Source organism: Desulfovibrio sp. (assembly GCF_034006445.1).
In the GTDB taxonomy this organism is placed as follows: domain Bacteria; phylum Desulfobacterota; class Desulfovibrionia; order Desulfovibrionales; family Desulfovibrionaceae; genus Desulfovibrio.
Window position 1 is genome coordinate 63,655 of record NZ_JAVESS010000010.1, and the last position, 21,550, is coordinate 85,204.

At 56.1% G+C, this 21,550-nt stretch carries 16 protein-coding genes and 1 tRNA gene; 7 read left to right on the plus strand and 10 right to left on the minus strand.

Annotated features, from left to right (window positions below):
• Nucleotides 1–18 precede the first annotated feature (18 nt).
• Together RBR41_RS09710 and RBR41_RS09715 are read right to left on the minus strand one after the other, a co-directional pair.
• A complete protein-coding gene (locus tag RBR41_RS09710; RefSeq protein WP_320352365.1) occupies nt 19–1,386 on the minus strand; it encodes a S41 family peptidase in 1,368 nt (455 codons plus the stop codon).
• 665 nt (nt 1,387–2,051) lie between these two features.
• Nucleotides 2,052–2,555, minus strand: coding sequence for a rubrerythrin family protein (locus RBR41_RS09715; RefSeq protein WP_320352366.1), 504 nt, complete (start codon nt 2,553–2,555; stop codon nt 2,052–2,054).
• 481 nt (nt 2,556–3,036) lie between these two features.
• On the opposite strand from RBR41_RS09715, the gene RBR41_RS09720 reads away from it, so the two are divergent.
• From RBR41_RS09720 to RBR41_RS09745, 6 genes are all read left to right on the plus strand, one after another.
• Nucleotides 3,037–3,759, plus strand: coding sequence for a cupin domain-containing protein (locus RBR41_RS09720; RefSeq protein WP_320352367.1), 723 nt, complete (start codon nt 3,037–3,039; stop codon nt 3,757–3,759).
• On the plus strand, nt 3,756–4,388 hold the full coding sequence (locus tag RBR41_RS09725) for a YigZ family protein (protein WP_320352368.1): 633 nt from the start codon (nt 3,756–3,758) through the stop codon (nt 4,386–4,388). The genes RBR41_RS09720 and RBR41_RS09725 overlap by 4 nt, the downstream gene beginning before the upstream one ends.
• 942 nt (nt 4,389–5,330) lie before the next feature.
• Nucleotides 5,331–6,035, plus strand: a complete 705-nt coding sequence (locus RBR41_RS09730) for a hypothetical protein (RefSeq protein ID WP_320352369.1) — start codon at nt 5,331–5,333, stop codon at nt 6,033–6,035.
• Between the two features lie 16 nt (nt 6,036–6,051).
• Entirely contained in the window at nt 6,052–6,792 is a 741-nt protein-coding gene (locus RBR41_RS09735) for a hypothetical protein (RefSeq protein WP_320352370.1), read from the plus strand.
• A gap of 7 nt (nt 6,793–6,799) precedes the next feature.
• Nucleotides 6,800–7,840, plus strand: a complete 1,041-nt coding sequence (locus tag RBR41_RS09740; RefSeq protein WP_320352371.1) for a hypothetical protein — start codon at nt 6,800–6,802, stop codon at nt 7,838–7,840.
• A 57-nt stretch (nt 7,841–7,897) separates the two neighbouring features.
• Nucleotides 7,898–9,013, plus strand: a complete 1,116-nt coding sequence (locus tag RBR41_RS09745) for a hypothetical protein (protein WP_320352372.1) — start codon at nt 7,898–7,900, stop codon at nt 9,011–9,013.
• Nucleotides 9,014–9,473: 460 nt separating this feature from the next.
• Here the strand turns inward: RBR41_RS09745 and RBR41_RS09750 are convergent, their stop codons facing one another.
• On the minus strand, nt 9,474–10,640 hold the full coding sequence (locus RBR41_RS09750) for an efflux RND transporter periplasmic adaptor subunit (RefSeq protein ID WP_320352373.1): 1,167 nt from the start codon (nt 10,638–10,640) through the stop codon (nt 9,474–9,476).
• Between the two features lie 265 nt (nt 10,641–10,905).
• Between RBR41_RS09750 and speA the strand changes: the two genes are divergently transcribed.
• Nucleotides 10,906–12,822, plus strand: a complete 1,917-nt coding sequence (speA, locus tag RBR41_RS09755) for a biosynthetic arginine decarboxylase (RefSeq protein WP_320352374.1) — start codon at nt 10,906–10,908, stop codon at nt 12,820–12,822.
• A gap of 222 nt (nt 12,823–13,044) precedes the next feature.
• On the opposite strand, the gene RBR41_RS09760 is transcribed toward speA, so the two are convergent.
• The 7 genes from RBR41_RS09760 to RBR41_RS09790 form a co-directional block, all read right to left on the minus strand.
• Nucleotides 13,045–14,418 (minus strand): diguanylate cyclase domain-containing protein, encoded by a 1,374-nt coding sequence (locus RBR41_RS09760; protein WP_320352375.1) that lies wholly within the window; start codon nt 14,416–14,418, stop codon nt 13,045–13,047.
• 1,117 nt (nt 14,419–15,535) lie between these two features.
• A tRNA-Arg gene (locus RBR41_RS09765) sits at nt 15,536–15,612 on the minus strand.
• 185 nt (nt 15,613–15,797) lie between these two features.
• Nucleotides 15,798–16,064 carry a 30S ribosomal protein S20 gene (gene rpsT, locus RBR41_RS09770; protein ID WP_320352376.1) on the minus strand — a complete coding sequence of 89 codons (267 nt, stop codon included), beginning with the start codon at nt 16,062–16,064 and terminating at the stop codon, nt 15,798–15,800.
• Nucleotides 16,065–16,280: 216 nt separating this feature from the next.
• Nucleotides 16,281–18,365 (minus strand): glycine--tRNA ligase subunit beta, encoded by a 2,085-nt coding sequence (gene glyS / locus RBR41_RS09775; protein ID WP_320352377.1) that lies wholly within the window; start codon nt 18,363–18,365, stop codon nt 16,281–16,283.
• 4 nt (nt 18,366–18,369) lie between these two features.
• Entirely contained in the window at nt 18,370–19,248 is an 879-nt protein-coding gene (gene glyQ / locus RBR41_RS09780; protein WP_179981180.1) for a glycine--tRNA ligase subunit alpha, read from the minus strand.
• A gap of 536 nt (nt 19,249–19,784) precedes the next feature.
• Complete coding sequence (gene recO, locus RBR41_RS09785) at nt 19,785–20,537, minus strand: DNA repair protein RecO (RefSeq protein ID WP_320352378.1); 753 nt, start codon at nt 20,535–20,537, stop codon at nt 19,785–19,787.
• A complete protein-coding gene (locus tag RBR41_RS09790; RefSeq protein ID WP_320352379.1) occupies nt 20,534–21,505 on the minus strand; it encodes a RodZ domain-containing protein in 972 nt (323 codons plus the stop codon). Before RBR41_RS09790 ends, recO begins: the two co-directional genes overlap by 4 nt.
• Nucleotides 21,506–21,550: the final 45 nt, after the last annotated feature.

The window sequence follows — 21,550 nt, forward strand, 5'->3', positions numbered from 1 at the left end:
GTCAGGTGACGCCCGGCGTCAATCGGCCTTGATTTCACGCATCTTGGGCAGGCTCTTGACCATCTGCAGGCCCATGCGCAGCTGATTGTCACGCGCAAGCTGTTCCTGCGCGTCATTGGCCGAATTTTTGCCCTTGGCCGCCTTCTTGTCCGGTTTGGTTTCAAGGTGGCGGTTCAGGTCCTGCTCGCGCAGCATCATGCGCGGGTTGTCCTTGTCATCGTTGCGGGGCGCTTCAAAGGGGATTTCCAGATCAGGCACAATGCCTTCGGCCTGAATGGAGCTGCCGTTGGGCGTGTAGTACAGGGCCACCGTGAGCTTGAGGCCGGAGCCGTCAGCCAGGGGAATGATGTTCTGCACAGAGCCCTTGCCAAAGGAGCGTTCGCCCACAATGAGGGCGCGCTTCTGGTCACGCAGAGCGCCAGCCACAATTTCAGAGGCAGAGGCGGAACCCGCGTTGATGAGAACCACCATGGGAACGCGCACGTCGTCGCCCTGCTTTTTGGCCGTGTACACACGCTCGGTGTTCTCGCGGCGGCCCTTGATGGAAACGATGGTTCCCTTGTCAAGGAAGGCGTCAGACACGCTTACGGCCTGATCCAGCAGCCCGCCGGGGTTGTTGCGCAGGTCGAGCACGATGCCCTTGATGCCGCCAGTGGCCTTGCTTTCTTTTTCAGCGGCCTTGAGGGCCTCTTTCAGTTCGTCAGTGGTGCGTTCGGAGAAGCGCGTGAGCCGCAGCCAGTAGTAGCCGTCTTCCAGCTTTTTGGACTTGACGCTGATGAGGGGGATGGCGTCACGCGTGATCCGCACGGTTTGCGGGTTTTTGGATTCGTGGTGCAGAATGACCAACTCAACTTCCGAACCCTTGGGGCCACGGATGCGCGACACCACTTCCTGGAGGGACAGTTCCTGGGTTGGCTGGCCGTTGATGGACAGAATGATGTCGCCCGGTTGCAGGCCAGCACGGAAGGCCGGGGTGTCCTCAATGGGAGTGACCACGGTAATCTGGCCGTTTTCCTGTGATATTTCTATGCCCACGCCAAAGAACTCGCCGGAGGTGGTCTCCTGCATTTCTTTGTATTCATCGGTGTTCATGAAGGTGGAGTGGGGGTCAAGCCCTTGCAGCATACCCTTGACAGCACCGTTGATCAGGTCACCTTGCGAAACATCGCGAACATAATAACGCTCCACCAGATCAAGTACCTGGCTGAAGCGCTTGAGGGCATCGAATTTATTGGGAGCATCCTTGGTCTGCTCTTTGGCCGGATCCTTGGCCGATTCCTTGGCCGGTTCCTTGGCTTCGGCGCTGTGCACCATGCCCCCGCACGCCAGAGCGACACCGAGGAGCAGTGTAAAACTAAGTACAAATGAACGGAAAAGAAGACGCATATTGACGTTCTCCACACAGACTGAATGGACGTAAGGGGCACCGCAACATGGCGGTCCACGGCGCTGAAAAATGGGCGCGCGCCCCATGACGCCAGAGCAGGACACTTATGCCCAAACCAGCGTGCATCAGTCCATACTGAACTTTTTTGATTAAAAAGGCAAACCAAAAGGCGGCCATTACCGCATGGCAAGCCTGCTGCGCCAGAATTGACAGGGGTGGAAGATCCGCGCGTCCAAAACGCGCTGTCTGGAAAAGCTGCGGCAACAGCAGGAACAATTCCCGTATGGCTCAAACACTTCTGTGAGACCCCGCCCGCAGCATGCGCCGTGAAGTGGATTCTGCTGAAAATGACATGTGGCTGTGGAACGACCCATTGAACTGTGGGACATTTCAATGGGCATTTGCACCCATGACGCCGTCGCGCACGGTCACAGGGCCAGATTGAAAGAGGGCCGCTGGCATCTGCCAGCAGCCCCCGCCCCCTTTGAGACTCTTGAACACATCGGATTTATTCGTGGCGGTCAGCGGGCGCATGGCCCGGCTTTTCGCCTGAAATCTTGTGTGGTTGCTCCCTCTCTGCCAAGCGCCGCTTACGTGGATTGGCCCGCATGGGCGCGTCCTTTGTCAGCGTATGGATGCCTGGAGCAAATCCTGTTTGAATGTCTTACTTGCAGCATTCGCTGGCGTTGAAAAAGGCAGCCGTGCCAGCGCCGCACACGGGACAGGCGTCACAGGGGCCTTCGTGGGTGTAGCCGCAGACCTTACAGATGTAGTAGTCGGTCGCGGGCAGACCAGCGGGGTTTTCAAGGGCCTTTTTATACAGGGTGGCGTGCACTTCTTCGACGGTGTTCACAAAGTCGAAATATTTGGCGATGGCGGTCTTGCCTTCTTCCTGGGCGTCCTTGATCATTTCGGGATACATCTTGGTGAATTCGTAGGTTTCACCTTCAATGGCCGCCTTGAGGTTGGCCACAGTGTCGCCGATTTTGCCAGCGTTGCGCAGATGCGCGTGGGCATGGATGGTTTCGGCGGCAGCAGCAGCGCGGAACAGCTTGGCAACCTGGGGCATGCCTTCTTTGTCGGCAGCCTGGGCAAAGGCAAGATATTTACGGTTGGCCTGGGATTCACCAGCAAAAGCCGTCATGAGATTTTCTTGAGTCTTGCTCATTTTTCACTCCTTACAGTGTAAAAATTTTGTTGTTTGATTTATCGAGAACGATTCCTATTTAACCAATAGCCCTGTGCTTGTAAAGCCTTTTTGTAATAATTTTACGTGTGCTGGGTGCAACTACTGATATCTATATAAAATAATTATTTATTAATGGCAATTTTACGTTAGGCAGTTTGTGAATGAAATGAGTAAATTACTCTACAAGAATTTTCATGAAATCCTTGCCACGAACAGCGATCAGGCGGTTTTGCGCCTGCCGTGAGCGAGAATTTCAAGTGTTCATTGCGCTAAGGGCACTCCGTCATTGTGGCAGGGCGCGCATTTGTCTGTCATATCCTCAAGCCTGTGCCATATAAGTATGCGCCATGCGGTGACGTGACATTTGCTCCGCACCGGCTGCCGTGCGGCAGACCTGCGCCAGCCACAGCGAGAGCGTGCCGCCGTTGCCTAAGCTTCCGGCTGCGGTTACACTGCCCGCATGGACGCCAGTAATATTATTGAAAAGCTTGCTCTCGTCCCCCATCCAGAAGGGGGATATTACCGCCGTACCTATCAGTGCGGGCAGGTGCTGACGCCCAGGGGCATGCCTTGCGGGTTCGAGCAGCCCCGGCCCGTATCGACAGCCATACTTTTTCTGCTGCGGGCAGGGCAATATTCGCGCCTGCACCGCATACGCCAGGACGAGTTGTGGCACTTTCACCTTGGCGGGCCGTTGCGGCTGGTCTGGATAGACAAAGTGGGCCGCGCCCGCGAGGTCATTTTGGGGCCGGATATTTTCAACGGGCAGGCCTTGCAGTTTGCCGTGCCCGGCGGCCAGTGGTTCGGGGCCACGCCAGCGCCCGGTTCCGGGTTTTCACTGGTGGGGTGTACGGTTGCTCCAGGTTTTGACTTTACCGATCTGCAGCTGGCCCGGCGTCACGAACTGGAGCGGCGTTTTCCTCTGGCGCTCGATTGTGTCCGCGAATTCTGCCCGCCAGACGGCCCGCCTGAAATTTTGCCAGAGATTTTGCCAAATCCTTCGCCAAATGCTTTGGCAAACGCGTTGCCAAACACTTTGCCAAACACTCTGGCAGCCGCCCCGCAAAGCACCCCATCAGCTGTTCCCATAAATGCCCCGGCTCTGGATTTGCCGCAGCATGCGCAAGGTGAGGCACGCTGCCATGAAGACGATCCTCTGTGGCACTGCAAGGGGCGGGCATGAGCCGTTACGCCGTGCCTGCCGCCGCCCCGGATCAGCCGCACTGCACAGAAATGATCATCCGCCGCAGCCGCTTTCTTGCCCTTTGCGCCCACACGCCTGGGCCCGTTGCCGCCCGCGCTTTTGTGGAAGAAATACGCAGGCGTCACGCGGATGCCACCCATAACTGCTGGGCGTACGCGGCGGGAGCGCCGGGGCATACGGCCCAGATCGGCTCCTCCGACGATGGCGAGCCTCACGGCACGGCTGGCCGGCCCATGTTGCAGGTAATGCTGCACAGCGGCGTGGGCGAGTTGTGCGTGGTGGTGAGTCGCTGGTTCGGCGGGGTCAAGCTCGGCACTGGCGGCCTTGTGCGCGCCTATCAGGACAGCGTGCGCGAAAATCTGTCTTCCCTTCCTCTGGTGGAGCGCGTGCCGAAGGCCCGCCTGGCCCTTACGGTGGAATACGCCCATGTGGACGCCCTGCGCCGTTTGCTGCCGACTTTTGAGGCGCAGACAGCGACCGAAGATTATGCGGCCCAGGCGCATTTTACGCTGCTGCTGCCCGAAGAGCATCTGGCGCAGTTCGAACTGGCCCTGGCAGGACTGAGCAATGGCTCGGCCCTTTGCCAGCGCGTTGAAGAAGACGTCTGAATCGCATTGGCGACAAGGTTCAGCGATACTACGCTGGGCAATGCGCCGAGACAGAACGCCGCGCGTGGGTGTTCTGTCTGCTGTTCCCCACAACTTGGCATGCGCGAAAGGAAGATGCTTTTTCCTCCAGCAGTGGCAATGCATCTGCTGTTCACGTGCGCCTTGCCGGTACTTCCTCTAGAGCAGATCAACTTTGAAATGCTTCTCATTTCAAAGTTTTCATTCAGCCGAAAAATGCGATTTGCGTCACCCACCAGCAGGCTGCACGTTCTATTAACCAATTGCTGTCTTTGCGGCAGTCGTTGGCGAGTCTACGAGCCTTACGAATGGCGACAGCGATTGCACAGAACAAAATGGATAGTTACTCATGCTGTCTTCAAGCGTAGTTTCCTGCGTCACAACGCTTTAAGCGTCCGTAGCTTCCTTCGTCGCAACGGCCAAAGCTCGGCTGAATCCACGCCACGTTGTGGCGCGCTGCACTTTCGTGCAGCGTTAGAGCATTTACATTTTTTCAAAGTTAAAATGCTCTAACATGTCTGATTTTTTGTTCCCCCTCGTTTCACTCTACTGTGTGTATAAGAATAGCCGGGTCTGGTGCCCCACGCTGCAATTGCCGCTGCAAGTGCTGCACACCGCGAGCCAGGGGTGCCCTTGGGTACAATGGACTGCTCCCTGGCAATCTCTTTTGACGCGCATTACTCGCAGGTTTCTGTTAAAATAGTATAATACTAAAAAATAATTGTATGTTTTTATTGTGCTGAATGCATTTTATGTCTGGCTGTCTTGCTGCACAAACCATGCTGAAATTTTCAGTTAAATAAAAGGGTGTGAAATTGTACTGTTGATTTATACCTAAACACATTGTATAAAAAAATGCATAATTATAATGAATATGGTGTCAATAGACAGAGATAAATAAAACGCCAATGGGGGTAGACGTCTATGTGTCGCACATTTCACGCCGTAACGCTGTGTATTAGTTTAGGATGCATATTTTTTGTGATGTTGTTTTGCAAACCTGCTTTCAGTGCTGAGGATGCGTCAAATGTCCAGGCTCGCGCTGGTGCATTGCAGACATGGCGTGAACAATGTGCCGACCCAGACCCGGACCTGCGCCTTGCATATATTGAAAGTGCAATTGCCAGCAATGATACCAGTATTCAGCGTATTTGCATACGGCTGGCTCTGCAGAGTGATAATGCTGACGTTCGCAACCTTGGTCTGCGTGCTGCGCTTGTATCTGTTCCGCAAATTACGTTTGTGACAACCATGCCCAGAAGTTTTGAAAATGACCTTAGACACGCAGCTGGAGATGATAAAAAACTCAGTAACATAAAGAATAGTCCAGGGTATCGTCTGTATGAAGGTGTGAGGGGCGGATTAATCATGTGCAGTGAAAAAGTTGAATTTGAAAAAAATAATTTTATCTGGAATTCTCTGGCTTCAAATTCTGAAGTAAGAAGCGACTTCACCGGAAAGGCAGTAATCATAGGGTCACGAATTAATTGGACAGGAAGAGTGTTCGGAATTGCTGGAACTGGGTATAATTGTACAATAAATGTGGCGCTTACAAGTGATGCAAAGCTGAGGGGTGTTCTTGATTGTCGCGATGCGGCTCCGATAGATATTATTGCGGATCTTTTATAGAAATCAGAGGCATAAAATGCGGATAGCTTTTTTTGCTTTATGCTGCTTCATGACAATGGCGTTGCCCGGTACGCTACCATCAAGCGCATTTTCAGCCGAGTCCTTGCCAGTGATTGAAGCTGACGCGGCATCGTTCAAAGAAAGTTTCGACCAGGCAGTACCAGTTTCAGGCAATATTATTGCGGGGCTCCGGTTTGGCGACGGGGCGAAAAAAATCTCCGCCAACGGCACATTTCTTGCGCCACCGCAGGGGCGAGATGTTTGTGTGCGCGTTGTGACGAGGGATGGCCGGTTTTCGGCCAGCAACATCTATCGCTTGGCCAATGACGAACAGCTTTCTCAGGCCAATGCCGCAGGGAGGGTGCATTTGTCGCCCATAACCCACAGTTATGCTGAAAAACTCGTCAATTACGTCGTTGACGACCTGGCTGTCAGTGCCTTTATGGCGAGTGAAGGGGGGTGCGCAGCGGGCAAAACGCCCTACGTGCCGCAAATTGTCAGTCAAGGTACCGAGAAGGTCTTTACTGTTCTTGTAAACTCAGGTGGCCGTTCCTGCCGTCTCACGCTTCAGCCGAACAGGAAAAGCGTTCAGTGCGCGCGTTTTTCAAACGGAGCGCGCATCGCCTATGATCAGGAATGCGTCATGGATGTTTCGCACCTTACACCGGGCATCAATAACTTCGTACTGGTTCTGGACGATGGCTTTAATGAAGAACGCAGCAGCTTTCAGGTGATTGTTCCCAGCAACCTGCCGTAGGTGAAGCATGCAATTTGCCGTTCCAAATCGTCGCCATTTTGTGCGCACCCTCAATGCCCATGTGCAAAGAAAGCCCCGGCGGTTTTTTATTGGTGCCAGTTTTTTTCTAGCGCTATTGCTGGTTATCGTCCTTTACCTGCTGGTAAAAAAGGAACCCTACGTCGTTGTTGACGCTCTTACAGAGTCCGTCATCTATCGCGTTCGACGTCCACAACTTGCTGCAGTTCCGCTTGAAAATGCACTTGTACGGGGCCACGTAGAAAATTGTTCACTATTTTCCGCTGCAGACGAGTCGTCAAATTTTACCGGAATTGTCACGCCTTCTGTTGGAAGTATCGTTACTTATCGGTTTACACCCTCAAAGGTGTCTATCGAAATTAATGGCGGAGATTATAGCGGTGGCAATTTGACCAGTGATGATGGCGTTATCTGCGCTTTGCCACAGAGTATCAGTTTTGTTGCGGACATCAATAACTTCGTCAGGCGTCCTCTGCCTCTCGTGGGACCCGCTGACATCGGGCGGGAAATGTCGGTGCCAGAATCAACCGCTGTACTGCAACGTTCCGGCAGAGATTTTATGTTTGGCGGAACGGTACAGGTGTTTGGACGGGCAGTGGCGCCGCCTTTTCGGGGAGATTTGTACCCTTCGTCCAGTAATTCTTTTCCCCTCCCCGCAGGGGGCAGAGTCTCGTCAGGTGATAGTCTCAGCGCTAAACAAAAAGATAGTGGCGCGCCGGCTTTTTACGGTGTGGTCAGCGTTGACTCCCAGTCCTTCAAAGTTTCTGCGTCTACTGTTTCCAAAAAACTCAAGCTCTATCGCTCGGGCATGAGCGGCGAAAAAGAAGTTTTTGGATTGGGCATGCTTGCATTGGTTTTTTCCGACCCAAGCGTGATATTTATCACTGTTTTTATCGCCAGTTTTTCCTTTTCGATGCAATTGCTGAAGACGTTGCACGACATAGCCAAAAAGAACTTCGAAAATTCAGAACCCGGTGATTCAGGCGAAATGGCCCAACCCGTGAAGGATGTTCCCCCCAATGAGCATTAGCTGGATGCGCATCCCTGAGCGTGAAAAAAAACTGCAGTCAGGCGGGGTGAGCAGGATATGAAAATAAGCCTGTTCGTCTTCATATTGCTGATCGAGGTAGTTTGCCTTCCGGCTGCATGGGCTGAAACTGTTCATATTCAGGCACGGAGCGGGGAAGTGGGGCATGGGTGGCTGTTTGGATCCATGATTGATGGTGCGTGCTGGATAGTTACCCCGGCCCACGTGGTCGCGTCGCCGGAAACGGGAGAGCTTGAGCCATTCTACTTTTATGACGGGACCGAGGCTACGGGACAAAGTGCCAAACCATTTCGGCTTGTGACTGGAAAAGCAGTGACTGCAAAAGCAGAAAAAGAAGCAGATGATCTGGCTTTTGCCCGTGTACAAACAGGCCGAACTGACGGAGCGTGCACTTCTCGCCTTGGGCTTCAAGATTATGCTTACAAAAACCTGCTTCAGCGACAAAGTGGCTTTTACATTGCCAATATGTTCAAAACGAGTTCTGGCACGTTTAACGTCACCTTATCCCGTAAGGGAGTGGACGCTTATGGCGGTGCTTTGCTCGAATTTTTTTCTGACGACCCGCGATCTGAACCATTCATGCACCAGGGATTGAGCGGTGCAACAGTTATGGCTGATTTTGGAAATAAAATTCAGCCTGTTGCCATGGTGGTAAGTATCAGCGCTGATAAAAAAAGAATCACAGCCTTGCGCTACGATTTTATCAAGAAACGCTTTGAGAAAGGCCCTCTACCAGAGGACGTCTCTGTCAGAAAAGATGCTGACGATGGGGATTTTGACTTTAAAATCATTGAGGCAAAGTATATGCCCATGCCCGGCGACAAAGGCCCGGACAGTTTACGAGGGAAAAACGGATGCTGGAAAGCAGCGGCCAAGGGCGGGCAACGCACTGTTGAGTTGATTTTTGCAGTTAAAAATTCCAATGCCACAGTCTCAAGCATTGAGGTATTTCAATCCAACGATTGCCAGACTGCCCCGGCAAAGTTCTGGATTGATCAACGTTCTCCCGGTGCGGAAGAATGGCAGTTTGTTGCTGCGGGTTCCAGCACGAGTGAAGGTGTAAAGTGTACTGTCAACAGCAAGGGAGTTCGAGAATTTCGCCTGAAATTTATGGCGGACAAACCCGTGGGCGTGGCCAGATTGCGCCTGCGTTAATGACTTTTTATGCTGTATTGCAGCGGCGGCCCTATGCGAAGCCGCCCGCCATGAGCTTGCCGCGCCCTTTCAGCCTTTGCCGCAGGTGCGGCGTATGCCTTGAATCATGCGACAAAAAATGAGCGAACTAATCAGTATCTATACTGATGCGGCCCTTTTCACGCAATGCCAGTCGCCATGCAAAGATCGCAAATTTGCCACAATCGCATAACGTATGCACTGCTAGATAGTTGCGTGCAACTGCCGTGAAAGAAAGCATTGCTGCGAATAGCTGCGCGCAACGGGCCGCAAGGGCCAGCGTCGTCGAGAATTCCGCGCAACAGGTCGCAAGGGCCAGCGCCGTCGAGAACTGCGCACAATAGGCTGCAACGGTCAGCGTCGCAACAGGCAGCGTCGCACCGGGCGTACTGCGGGAGTGGCGGCAGCCTGATGGCAAAGGCCGTCCGCGCGGGTTTGGCGGTTATTCCACCACTTTCACAGGCAGGCCAGGGGCAAGGCGCACCTGGCCGTCAACGACCACCAGTTCGCCTTCCGCCAATGTCCCTTCCACAACGGTGACGCCCTTGTGCTCAAACAGGGCCTTCACTGTGCGGTAAGCGGCGCGGTTGTCCTTGTCCACAACATACACATAGGATTCATCCCGGCCGGACTGCACCGCGCGCGCGGGCACGGTGAGCACCTGTTCCCCCATGCCAAGGGGCAGTTCCACCTGCACGAACTGGCCTGGCCACAGGTGGCGGTCGGCGTTTTCAAAGGTGGCCCGCAGGCGGATGGTGCCGGTGCGCGTGTCCACGGTATTGTCGACGAGGGTCAGCAGCCCGTGTTCCGGTTGCGCGCCTGTGGGCGTGGCAGTAACGAGGACGCTTTCAGTGGCCATGCGGTCAAGTATGACGGGCAGATGGGCCTCAGGAACGGAAAAGCCCACATAGATGGGCGAAAGGGTGTCGATACTCACAATGGGCGTTGCGTCAGTGGACTTTATCATGTTGCCCTTATCCACATTGAGCGCTCCAACCCGTCCGCTTATGGGGGCCACCACTGTGCAGTAGGCAAGGTCAAGGGCCGCGCTTTCCTCGGCAGCCTTGTCAGACTGCACCGTGGCGCGCAGCGCTGCGGCCTGGGTGGCGGTCTGTTCGTAGGCTTCACGGCTCACATAGCCGCCGCCCACCAGTTTTCCGTAGCGCGCCATGTCATCCAGGGCCTTGTTGAGTTGGGCCTGCGATTTGGCCAGCATGCCGCGCTTTTCACGCAGGATAGCCTCGAAAGGGCGGGGGTCGATGGTGACAAGGGGTTGCCCTTCCCGCACATCCTGCCCTTCTGTAAAGTGGACCTGCTGTATTTCGCCCGCCACGCGAGGTCTGACGCCCACAGAGGCCGATGCCCGCACGTTGCCCACCACGTGCAGCAGGCGCGGCACATCGGCACGGGCCACAGCGGCCGTGCGCACAGGCGCCGCAGGCGGGCCGGACGTTTTCTGGTCGTCGCCAAAGCAGCCGTTCAGGGCTGGAAGCAACGCAAGGCTCAGGGCCAGCAGCAGTGCCCGTGGGAAGGGGGCGCGCCGCAGCTGCCCCGCAAGGCTGGTACAGGAAAAAAATGGCGTCGCCGGGCGGTTGTCAAAGGGCGTCATGGATATATCCTTAAAAGAAGCATGGCAGCGAATATACGGACAGCGCAACGCAGGGCCTCACTGGGCGGCCTGAACCAAGAGCGGGTATGACCATGCGGACAGGGTGAAGCAAGGGCCGCCCGGCGTCAAGCGAATAGAGGCATTTGGGGGCCTATTTGGGGCTGTTTGCCAACATTGACTTTCACCCCCTTCCCGGCATAATTACGCCTCTTTTTTTGCAGCAGGATTTTAACCCTCGCCCGTAGGGCGATACAAGGAGTGCGAGTTGGCAAAAAACCGCGCATTGCAGCAGTGGCGGGTGGAGGATTCCATCGAACTGTACGGTATCCGCAATTGGGGTGCCGGATATTTTGACGTTTCCGATGCGGGCGAAGTGGTTATTTGTCCGCAGGGCCCCAAGGGCCCGCAGGTTTCAATACCGGAGATCATCTCCGGCCTGCGGGACAGGGGCCACGACATGCCCGTGCTTTTGCGCGTGGAAAATATTTTGGACTCGCGCATAGCGAATATTCACGAGAGTTTTCGCAAGGCCATCAAGAATCTCAGCTATACCGGGGCCTATCGCGGCGTTTTTCCCATCAAGGTAAACCAGCAGCAGCAGGTGGTTGAAAAAATCGCCCAGTTCGGGGCGCAGTACCATCACGGGCTTGAGGTCGGCTCCAAGGCCGAACTCATCGCCGCCGTGTCGCTGATGCTGGACCGCGAGGCCTGCATTATCTGCAACGGCTACAAGGACGAGGAATTCATGGATCTGGGGCTTCAGGCTCTGCGCCTGGGCTTCAACGTCTTTTTCGTGCTTGAAATGCCCAGTGAACTTGGCGTGCTGCTTGAGCGCAGCAAGGTTCTTGGCGTGCGGCCCAACATTGGCGTGCGCGCCAAGCTGGCTGTAAAGGCTGGCGGGCACTGGACGGATTCCGGCGGAGAGCGTTCGACCTTCGGCCTTTCCCCCGCCCAGATCGTGGACGTGGTGGATACGCTCAAGGCTCATGACATGCTTGATTGCTTCAAGCTGCTGCACTACCACCTGGGTTCGCAGGTTTCCAACATCCGTGACATCCGTACAGGCGTCATGGAAGGCACGCGCCTTTACGCGGGCCTTGTGGAAGAGGGCGCGCCCATGGGCTACCTTGACCTTGGCGGCGGCCTTGCCGTTGACTATGACGGCTCGCATACCAACTACATTTCTTCGCGCAACTACAGTCTGGACGAATACTGCACAGACGTGGTGGAAGCCATCATGAGCACCCTGGATGAGGCCAATGTGCCCCATCCGCATATTATCACCGAATCGGGGCGCGCCACCGTGGCCTACTATTCGGTGCTGCTGTTCAACGTGCTGGACGTGAGCATTATTGAAGAGGTGCAGCTGCCCGACGTTCTGGCCGAAGGCACGCCGGAACCCGTGCAAAACCTGCGCGAAACGCTGGCCAACATCAGCCTGCGCAACTTGCAGGAATGTTATAACGACGCCATCTACTACCGTGACGAGATGCGGCAGCTTTTTTCAATGGGCCGCGCGAACCTGCGCCAGCGGACGTTGGCCGAGCGTTTTTTCTGGGCCATCATGATGCGTATCGCTCAGGAAAAAACCCGACTCAAGAACGTGCCCCGCGATCTGGCCGATATTGATGTGAGCCTGGCCGACATCTATTACGGCAACTTCAGCGTGTTTCAGTCCTTGCCGGACACCTGGGCCATTGACCAGCTTTTCCCGGTCATGCCCATCCACAGGCTCAAGGAGTTTCCGGCGCGGCACGCCATTATTTCGGACATTACCTGCGATTCGGACGGCCGCATCGACCAGTTCATTGACCCGCAGGGCATGAAGCCCACGCTGGAGCTGCATCCCCTGCGTGACGGCGAAGAATATTATCTTGGCGTGTTCCTTGTGGGCGCATATCAGGAAACCCTTGGCGACCTGCATAACCTCATGGGGGACACCAACGTCGTGTCCATCCGCGTGGGCGAGGACGGAAGATATGAGTATGTGCGCGAAATTCGCGGCGACTCTGTGGCGGACATTCTGAGCTATGTGGAATATGACCCGCGCCGCATACTTGAAGACCTGCGCGACACTGCCGAGCAGGCCGTGCGCCAGGGCCGCATTTCGCCCAGCGACAGGTTCTCCATCATGCAGGCATTTGAAGACGGTTTGCGCGGCTATACCTATTTTGAAAGGTAGGCCGTTGCAAAAAAGGCGTTTCAGTAGAGCGGAGCGCCTTTGAGAATGGACACTCCCCCAATAAGGTACGCCCGTTACATGACGTAACAGGGCAAATACGCTTACAGCGAACCAAAACAGGCGACGGGCATCGGCCCGCCGCCTGTTTTGGCGTGTTTTGGCGTATTTTGGCGTGTTTTGGCGCGTTGTACCGTGCTGATGTGCCCTGTCCTGCGGCGTCAGTCAGGCCTGCTGCCCACGGGGTGCGTTGCGCACGCTGCCGTGTGACTGCTTGTCCCTGTACATGGCCTGGTCAGCCCGCGAAAGCAGCACGTCCAGATCCGTGCCGTGGTCGGGGTATGTAGCCATGCCCACGCTGAATGTGATGGCGACGGGAATGCCCTCGGCAGGCAATCCATTGGCTAATTCACGCCGCGCATTTTCCAGGGCCTCCTGTGTTCGGGCCACGTCATTTTCACCTGGCAGTATGAGAATGAACTCGTCACCGCCTATGCGGGCAAGGGCGTGGGGTTTGGGAGCGTATTTGTGCATGATGGCCGCAAAGTGCTGCAGCACCCTGTCTCCAGCCTTGTGCCCGTAATCATCGTTAATGGGCTTGAATTTGTTCAGGTCAAGATAGTACAGGCTGAATTTTTTTTCAGGGTTGGTTTCTATTCGCTGGCCAAGATCGTTAAAGAGCCCGCGCCTGTTCAGACAGCCTGTCAGGGCGTCGATATACACAATCTCTTCCAGGCGGCGATGCGCCAGAGCCATGTCGTACCTGCGCTGGGCCAGCATGGAAACCAGCAGGCTGAGCAAAACGCTGGAGCCAACGTAAAGCCATGTTTCCGTGAGCTGGTACCATGCCCTCTTTGCAGAGAGTTTGAAAAACCACTTGCCATTGAGTATGTGCACAGGCATTTCCACGTAGGGAGCGCCCCGGGATTCAGGACTGGCGCCCTTGGCGAGTATCTGACGGGTGCCGCCGTAAGGGCTTTCGCGCCAGATTTCATAGGGCAGGCCCAGTTCGTCAAGCAGCCGCAATTCCGCGCCCTTCAGCACTTCAGGAAAATTGAGAGCAATGGAAACAATGCCCCAAAACTGCCTGGGCTTGTTCTTGGCGTCTGTATAGATCGACAATCGGCCTATGAGGGCCGTGCCGCCTGTCATGATGGGCACGGGCCCCGCCATGACTATAGGGCTGCTGTGCCTGGCCTGCCGTATGCTCTCCCAACTGCCAAAAGAGTAAGTCAGTATGTCCTTGCCCAGCAGTATTTCGTTGCCCGGTATGGGATACGCATGGCTCACAATGCCCTTGGGCGCCATGATGATGCCTTGAATGCAGGGGTCGTCAAGCAGCGCGGCTGCCACTTGCTCAAAATTTTCAACCTTACCGCTGGCCGTAATGGTTATTGCAGCAAGTGTCTGTATTTTATAGAAATATTTTGTCAGTGAGCTTGTCAGTTTATCTATTTGCAGCGTAATGACGCTTTGGAGTTCAGCTATGCGCATCTGCGCGTTGCGCTGCACAAGAAAATCTGCTCCCAGCAAGGTCAGTGACAGTGAAATTGCAAGCGCCACGAAAAAATGCCGACAGTCTTTCAAACATCTGCGCATGCAAGCCTCCATATGCTGCCGGAAGTGACTTCACGTTGCCCCTCATGCAATCTTTGCCAAAGCTACTCTTTGACAGTAGAGGGTCGCTGTCGTGGTGATTGTGCCATGTGAGAGGCCTCAGTTCTCAGTCGGATATGGCGGCCTTTCGCAGCGCTGCTTTTGCTGGTGCATACTGGCAGCGTGCAGGTGATGACAGGGGCGCGTATGCTGCTGGTCAGCATGGACGCGTTGCGGCTGCCCGAATCACGGGCGCGGCAATGTATGGGTAAAAAATCGTATCCGTACGGGTTGCCCGTCACGCCGTAGGGGGTGGGGGCACGGCCTGTGGTGCGTTCAGACGGTTGCGTGTTGGCGACAAGTCTTTGTTGCGCCGTCGTCCCTCTGACTGATCCACCTTCCCTGCCTGGTGGCAAGGCTGGCGAAAATCTGATTGTCTGGCGCGGTTTTTATTCCATTAAAGCAAAAATCTTATGATGTTCACAGCAATTGATATGAACAATTTGTGTAAAGAAGGTCAGAGTTGCTGTTGTGTAGTGGAAACAGCCATTGTTAATTGATATAATACTACACAGTGGAGTTTTAAAATGTGCAGTACGCAAATTTTACCAGCACCTGTTGCAGAATATTATATATAAAGTATGTATTATGTGTTGCTATGCGCCATAAAAAACTATTACCCATTTGAGTTAAGGATGGCATGTGCAATAAAAATTGAAACAAAATGGCATTGAAAACTATTTCGGCGTACAAACAAAAATTATAAAATACAAAAAATTTTATAAAAAGTGTACAGCTTCGCACAGTAACGTAGCGATTTTGCGTAGTTGTTTTTTATTAGTAGTAAAACATATTGCATGGTTCTTCAATAATAAAATAATGCCTGCGTTAAAGGTATGTTACGAATGCACCTCCATCCGCAAAGGCAAAAAGACAAATCGGTTCACTGGCATGGCTCAGGTCAGGTTGGAACAGGGCGGCGGGTAAAATGCGAAAGATTCTCTCGTAAAGGCAGCTTGGTTTGTGGGGGTATTATCCCCCCCCCAAAAAAAGTTGCCCAAATTCTGTTGGACACAGAAAAAGCCCTTACGATTTTCATCGTAAGGGCTTGATTCTTTAGTGGTGCGCCCGAAGAGATTCGAACTCCTGACCTACAGGTTCGTAGCCTGTTGCTCTATCCAGCTGAGCTACGAGCGCGCAACGAAGGGGAATCTATATTAAGTCGCAGTGGCCGTCAAGCTTTTTTCCAAAATATTTTTTGAAAATCTGCGAACTTAGTTGAAATTTTCAAAAAGCGCACACGCCATTGCGTGCACCGTCAGCGCGCGAGCACTGTCAAAAACACAATAAACCGTCGGCAGAAAAATCTGCCCTCAAAGGCACTAGGCTTCGATGCCGTTAACGGCGCGAGCCAGGCGCGAAATCTTGCGCGCGGCCTTCTTCCAGTGCATGGCGCCCTTGCTGGCAGCCTTGGAAAGCACGGAAGTGGCGGCCACCAGAGCTTCATTGGCCTGAGCCTTGTCGGTGGTCGTGATGGCGGAACGCACCTGTTTGATGGCGTTCTTCACGCGGGTACGGGCGGCGCGGTTACGACCGGCCCTCTGCAAGCTCTGCCTGTGACGCTTGATGGCTGACTTATGGTTGGCCACGGTATCCTCCACTATGTTGGGCTTGCGCTGGCAAGCCATGAGTCCGAATTCTGATGCGCTATCGCGAAGACGGGTTGTTAGCACAGCCCCGTATGGCTGTCAAGCTTTGCGCCGGAATTCCGGCGGCATTCTTTCTTTTTGTCAACCATTCCGGTTGTTCCTCTCCCACCGACGGGCAGGCAGGAACAACCGGAATGGGAACATACTCGCACAGGACTATATTTGCAAGGCCGCAAAATCGGCCAGACGGGCAAAACGCCCACCCAGGGCCTGCAGCATGGCCAGGCGGTTGCGCCGCAGGGCCGTGTCATCGCACATGACCATGACGCCGTCAAAAAAAGCGTCCACGGCAGGGCGCACTTCGCTGAGGCAGGCCAGTGCGCCAGCGTGATCCTGCGCTGTCCACATCTGGTCAAGCTTCGGCAGCAGTTGATCCAGCGTGGCGGCCAGGGCCTTTTCCGCATCTTCCTGCAGAAGATCCGCTGCCCACAGGGCAGGAATTTCCTCGGCCTGGCCCTGCTTGCGCAGGATGTTGGCCACGCGCTTGAAAGTCTGCGCAGCCTCGGCAAAGCCAGCCTCACGGCTGAAGGTCGCCAGGGCGGCCAGACGTGCGCCGCATTCTTTTACCTGTGCGGAACCTGCGCCAAGCACTGCGTCAACCAGCAGGGTATCCTGTCCCTGACTCATGAAATAGTTGCGCAGCCGGGCGGCGAAAAATTCCATCAGCTTGTCGAGCGCTTCGGCAGGGGGCAATTTCCACTGCCTGTCGCCGTACAGTTCCTGCGCTTTGGCGAAAACCTGGCGCATGTCCAGCGGCAGGCCGAAATCCAGCACAATGCGTATGATGCCCAAGGCGCAACGGCGAAGGCCGTTGGGGTCTGCAGCGCCGGTGGGTATCATGCCAAGGCCGAAGCAGCCCGCGAGGGTGTCGGCCTTGTCGGCCAGTGACAAAAGCGCTCCGGCCATGCTGTGCGGCAGGGGAGAATCCGGCCCGGCAGGCAGGTACTGCTCGGCAACGGCCTGGGCCACAGTGGCGTTTTCGCCTTTGCGCCCGGCGTAGATGCCGCCCATGATGCCCTGAAGCGTATCAAATTCGCCCACAAGCCCGCTGACGAGGTCAGCCTTGGAAAGCCGCCCGGCGCGCGCGGCGTCGGAAGCGAGGTCAGGTGCGCATTTTTCAGCCAGCCATTGACACAGCGCTTCAAGACGGCGTGTCTTGTCGCCCATGCTGCCAAGGCCACCGATAAAGATGACCGTATCAAGCTTTTGCAGCCAGTGGTCAAAGGTTTCGCGCAGGTCGGCGCGCCAGAAGAAACGGGCATCGTCGAGGCGGGCGCGCAGCACCCGTTCCCACCCGCGTTTGACAATATCCATGTCCTCGGGGGTGATGTTGAGAACCGTCAGAAAATGCGGCAGCAGCTGGCCCTGGGCGTCTTCAATGCCAAAGCTTTTCTGGTGGCTTTCCATACTGGTCAGCAGCACCTCGCGCGGGACCTCAAGGTAGGCCGGATCAAAATCCGCCAGCAGGGGCACGGGATGCTCGGAAAGCCCCTGCACCTCGTCAAGGAGGCTGTCTTTCCACAGTACCTTGCCCTTGGCGGCCACGGCCTGGGCATTGCCGCCCTCGATGATGATCTTGCGGCGCTCCGCCGGATCAAGGGTAATGGCGCACGGCCCGGCCAGGATTTTCAGAAAATCGTCGGCATGGGCCACAGCAAAGGGGCCGGGGCCGTGGATGCGGTGGCCGCAGGTTTCGCGCCCGGAGGTCATGGGGCCAACCTCAAAGGGGATGACCTCATTGTCCAACAGGGCCAGTATCCAGCGCAGGGGCCGGGCGTAGGCAAACGAGTAATCGCCCCACCGCATGCGCTTGGCAAAGGGCAGGGCCGTGATGACGGCCGGGCATATGGCCGCCAGCAGGCCGTTGGCGTTCGCGCCGCCGGTGTGCTTGCGCACGGCGACATAGACGCCTTTTTCGGTTTCCTGCTGAAAAACGTCGTCCAGGGTGCAGCCATTGGTGCGCACAAAGCCTTCAAGGGCCTTGGTGGCCTTGCCTTCGGCGTCGTATGCCACGCGAACGGGCGGCCCGGCCACGATATCCTCGCGTTCAACCTGCACGGGATTGAGATTTTCAATCATGACCACGGCGCGACGCGGCGTGCTCATGACACGCAGACCGCCATATTCCAGACCGGCTTCATCAAGGGCCGCGGCAAATCTTGCGGAGAGTTCCGCCTCTTCGGGAGCCAGAAAACGGGAGGGCAGTTCTTCGCTGCCAATTTCAAGCACAAAGGTGGCCACGGCTTTACCTCGCATCCTTTTTGAGCATGGGATAGCCCAGTTCTTCGCGCTGAGCTGCGTACAGGCGGGCCACGCCCGCCGCCAGGGCCCGCACCCGGCCGATGTAGCCTGTGCGTTCAGTGATGGATATGGCCCCGCGCGCGTCCAGCAGGTTGAAGGTATGCGAACACTTCAGGCAGTAATCATAGGCGGGCCAGGGCAGCCCCAGCTCCAGCATGGCCTTGCACTGGCCTTCGAAATCGCTGAAATGGCGCAGCAGCATTTGCGCGTCGCTGACTTCAAAGTTGTGGCGTGACTGTTCCACTTCGTTCTGGTGGTAGATGTGGCCATAGGTCACATCCTTGTTCCAGGCCAGATCGTAAACGGATTCCACACCCTGAAGATACATGGTCAGGCGTTCAAGGCCGTAGGTCAGTTCAACGCTCACGGGCGAAAGGTCAATGCCGCCCACCTGCTGAAAGTAGGTGAACTGGCTTACTTCCATGCCGTTGAGCCATACTTCCCAGCCGAGTCCCCAGGCGCCGAGGGTGGGGGATTCCCAGTCGTCTTCCACAAAGCGTATGTCGTGCTGGGCGGGATTGATGCCCAGGGCATTGAGGCTTTGCAGATAGAGGTCCTGCACATTGTCCGGCGAGGGCTTCATGATGACCTGAAACTGGAAGTAGCGCTGCAGGCGATTGGGATTTTCGCCGTAGCGCCCGTCAGTGGGACGCCGTGAAGGCTCCACGTAGGCCACGCTCCAGGGTTCGGGACCGATAACCCGCAAAAAGGTATGGGGGTTGAAGGTGCCTGCCCCGCATTCCACACCGGAGGGCTGCTCGATGACACAGCCCTGCCTCGCCCAGTAATCTTGTAGGGTGAGTATCACGTCCTGAAAATACATGTGCTGTCCTTTATAGCAGATTAACGTTGAGAATGTAGATTCTTAACGTTTAAAATTCGCTCGCTTCGGTGCTTGATAGCGCAAGTAAATAGCGCTGACACCTTTGCGGCGGGCGTCTGCTTACGCAGCCGCCAGAGCAGCTTCAAAGTGAAGTTGCCCCAGGAACGCTGATGAAACGGATGACGACTCGTTGCCATGACAGGGCGCACAGTGCGCGCACCCCCCCCGAAACCCTTGAGCAGATTAACTTTGAGAATATACATTCTCAAAGTTTAAGGCACACTCACCTCGGCGTTTAACCGCGCAGATAAACTGTGCTTACGCCTCAGTAGCGGGCGTCTGCTTCCGCATCCGCCAGAGCAATTTCAAAGTGAAATTGCTCTAATAGTCTGCCACTGTGCGCAGGGCAGCGGCATTGAAGGCAAAAAGCCGCCAGTCAATGGTTCCCTGTTATGCAGTGCCCCCGTGGTCTGGCAAAAAAAATCCCTGAACCAGACCCAAAAACCGTAAACCACAAGCCCGGCGAACCGTTCCTGTCATACGCGGCGAAAAAAGCCCCCTTCCCACGCCAGCCCCAGGTGGTATTGCACAAAGCCGTCAATAACCCGCGAGCAGGCCCGCCGGTCCGCTGGAGGCAGTTCCTCCGCGTGCCAGGCGGATGGCAATTCTTGCTGCACATGGCGCAAAAGGTCAAGTCCGTCGGCGCTCAGTTCCACGCCATAGCGCACTGGCCCGGCCTCGGCACGGCAGGATGGGCAGCGCACGTGCCCTTCGTCCACCACAAACTGTCCGGGGCCGTTGAGTTCACAGCCGCAGTGACCGCACACGTCAAGGCTTGGCGCAAAACCCAGAGCACCCGCCAGGCGCAAGCGGAAGAAAAGGGGAAAAAGCGCGGGCAGCGCTGCGGCTTCCTCAAGGGTTCGCCGCATGTCTTCCACCAGCTCAAAGGCTTCGTCCGCCCCTTCGTCTCCCACCCCGAGAGCCTCCACAAAGCGCAGGCAATTGGCGGCAAGGCCCATACGCCGCCAGTCGCGCCGAAGCGCCTGGGGGCCGTTCAGCAGCACGGCTTCTTCCAGGTTGAGAAATCCGCCGCGCGGCGAGGTTTTCACCCGGCAGTGCAGGCTGTTGAGCACGTCAAGGCAGCCGCAAAAGCGACGCCTGCTTCTGCTGCCGCCAAAGGCGAACAGCGTCAGCAGGCCGTGCTTGCGACAAAGGGTCTTCAGCCAGAGGTCCGACTCACGAAAGTGCCCCATGCGCAGCACAAGCGCGTGATCGGCCCATTCCGTCATGGGAGTGCCGGAGGGAAGGTCAGCGTGCGTACCTGACCGGTTGCGCCCACGGGGGGGAGTTCCTCGCCATCATAGCGCAGGCGCACTCCGCCCGCATTGCCGAGCTTGAGTTCCAGACTCTTGGTGAACGTAAGGGCAAAGGTGTCGCCCTTGCGCAGGGAAAACTGCCTCGTATCGGTATGGTCGGCATTGGAATGCACCCAGCATTCTTCCGTGGCCGTAATGATGACCTTGTGGGGGCCAGTCACAGGCGTCTGCGGAGATGTGGGGGCCGATGTGGCGGCTGACGCTGCGGCTGGGCCAGTGGTTGCGGCAGTGCCCGGCGTTGTGGCGGGCGCAGCCGGTGCGGAGGCCTGCGCGCCAGCGGTTTCGCCACGCTGCGCGCCGGAAGCGGCGGGCGCTGCGGAGCGGCCAGCCTGCGGCCCGCTGTCTGTGGCGGCTGCGGCGGGTTGCCCGGCAGTGCCACTCTGGCGTGCCTCACGGCCAAGGTTGCGGGCCTCTGTTCCCACAGGCGGCGTTTCCGCAGTGTCCGGGCTTTGCATGGGTGCGGGCTGCGCCTGGCGGCGCGTCTGGCTGGTCAAAACATCCAGTGCGCCGTGCTGCCAGACCAGGTAAACGCCAATACCCAGCAGCAGAACGACAAAGACGGACAAAAAGGGTTTGAAATTGCGCCTTGGGGCCAGAGTGACGTCCGGCAGGGGCGTCTGCTGTATCAAAGCTTCTTCGTTTTCAGCCTCCAGAGCGGACAGGGCCGCGCTGATTTCTTCGGCTGAAAGCCCCACATATGCGGAGTACGAACGAATGAAACCCTTGGTATATGCCAGATGGGGCAAAGAAGCGGAGTCACCGGCTTCGAGCGCGCGCAAAAGGCGTGCGCCTATCTTCAGGTGGTTGGCCGCATCTTCAATGCTGAGGCCCCTTTTTTCGCGCTCCGCGCGAAGGACCGCGCCCAGTTCCTCTAAGGTCATGCAAAGCCTCGATAAAGGTCTTTGCCGCCCCGTGGGCGGCTGTTG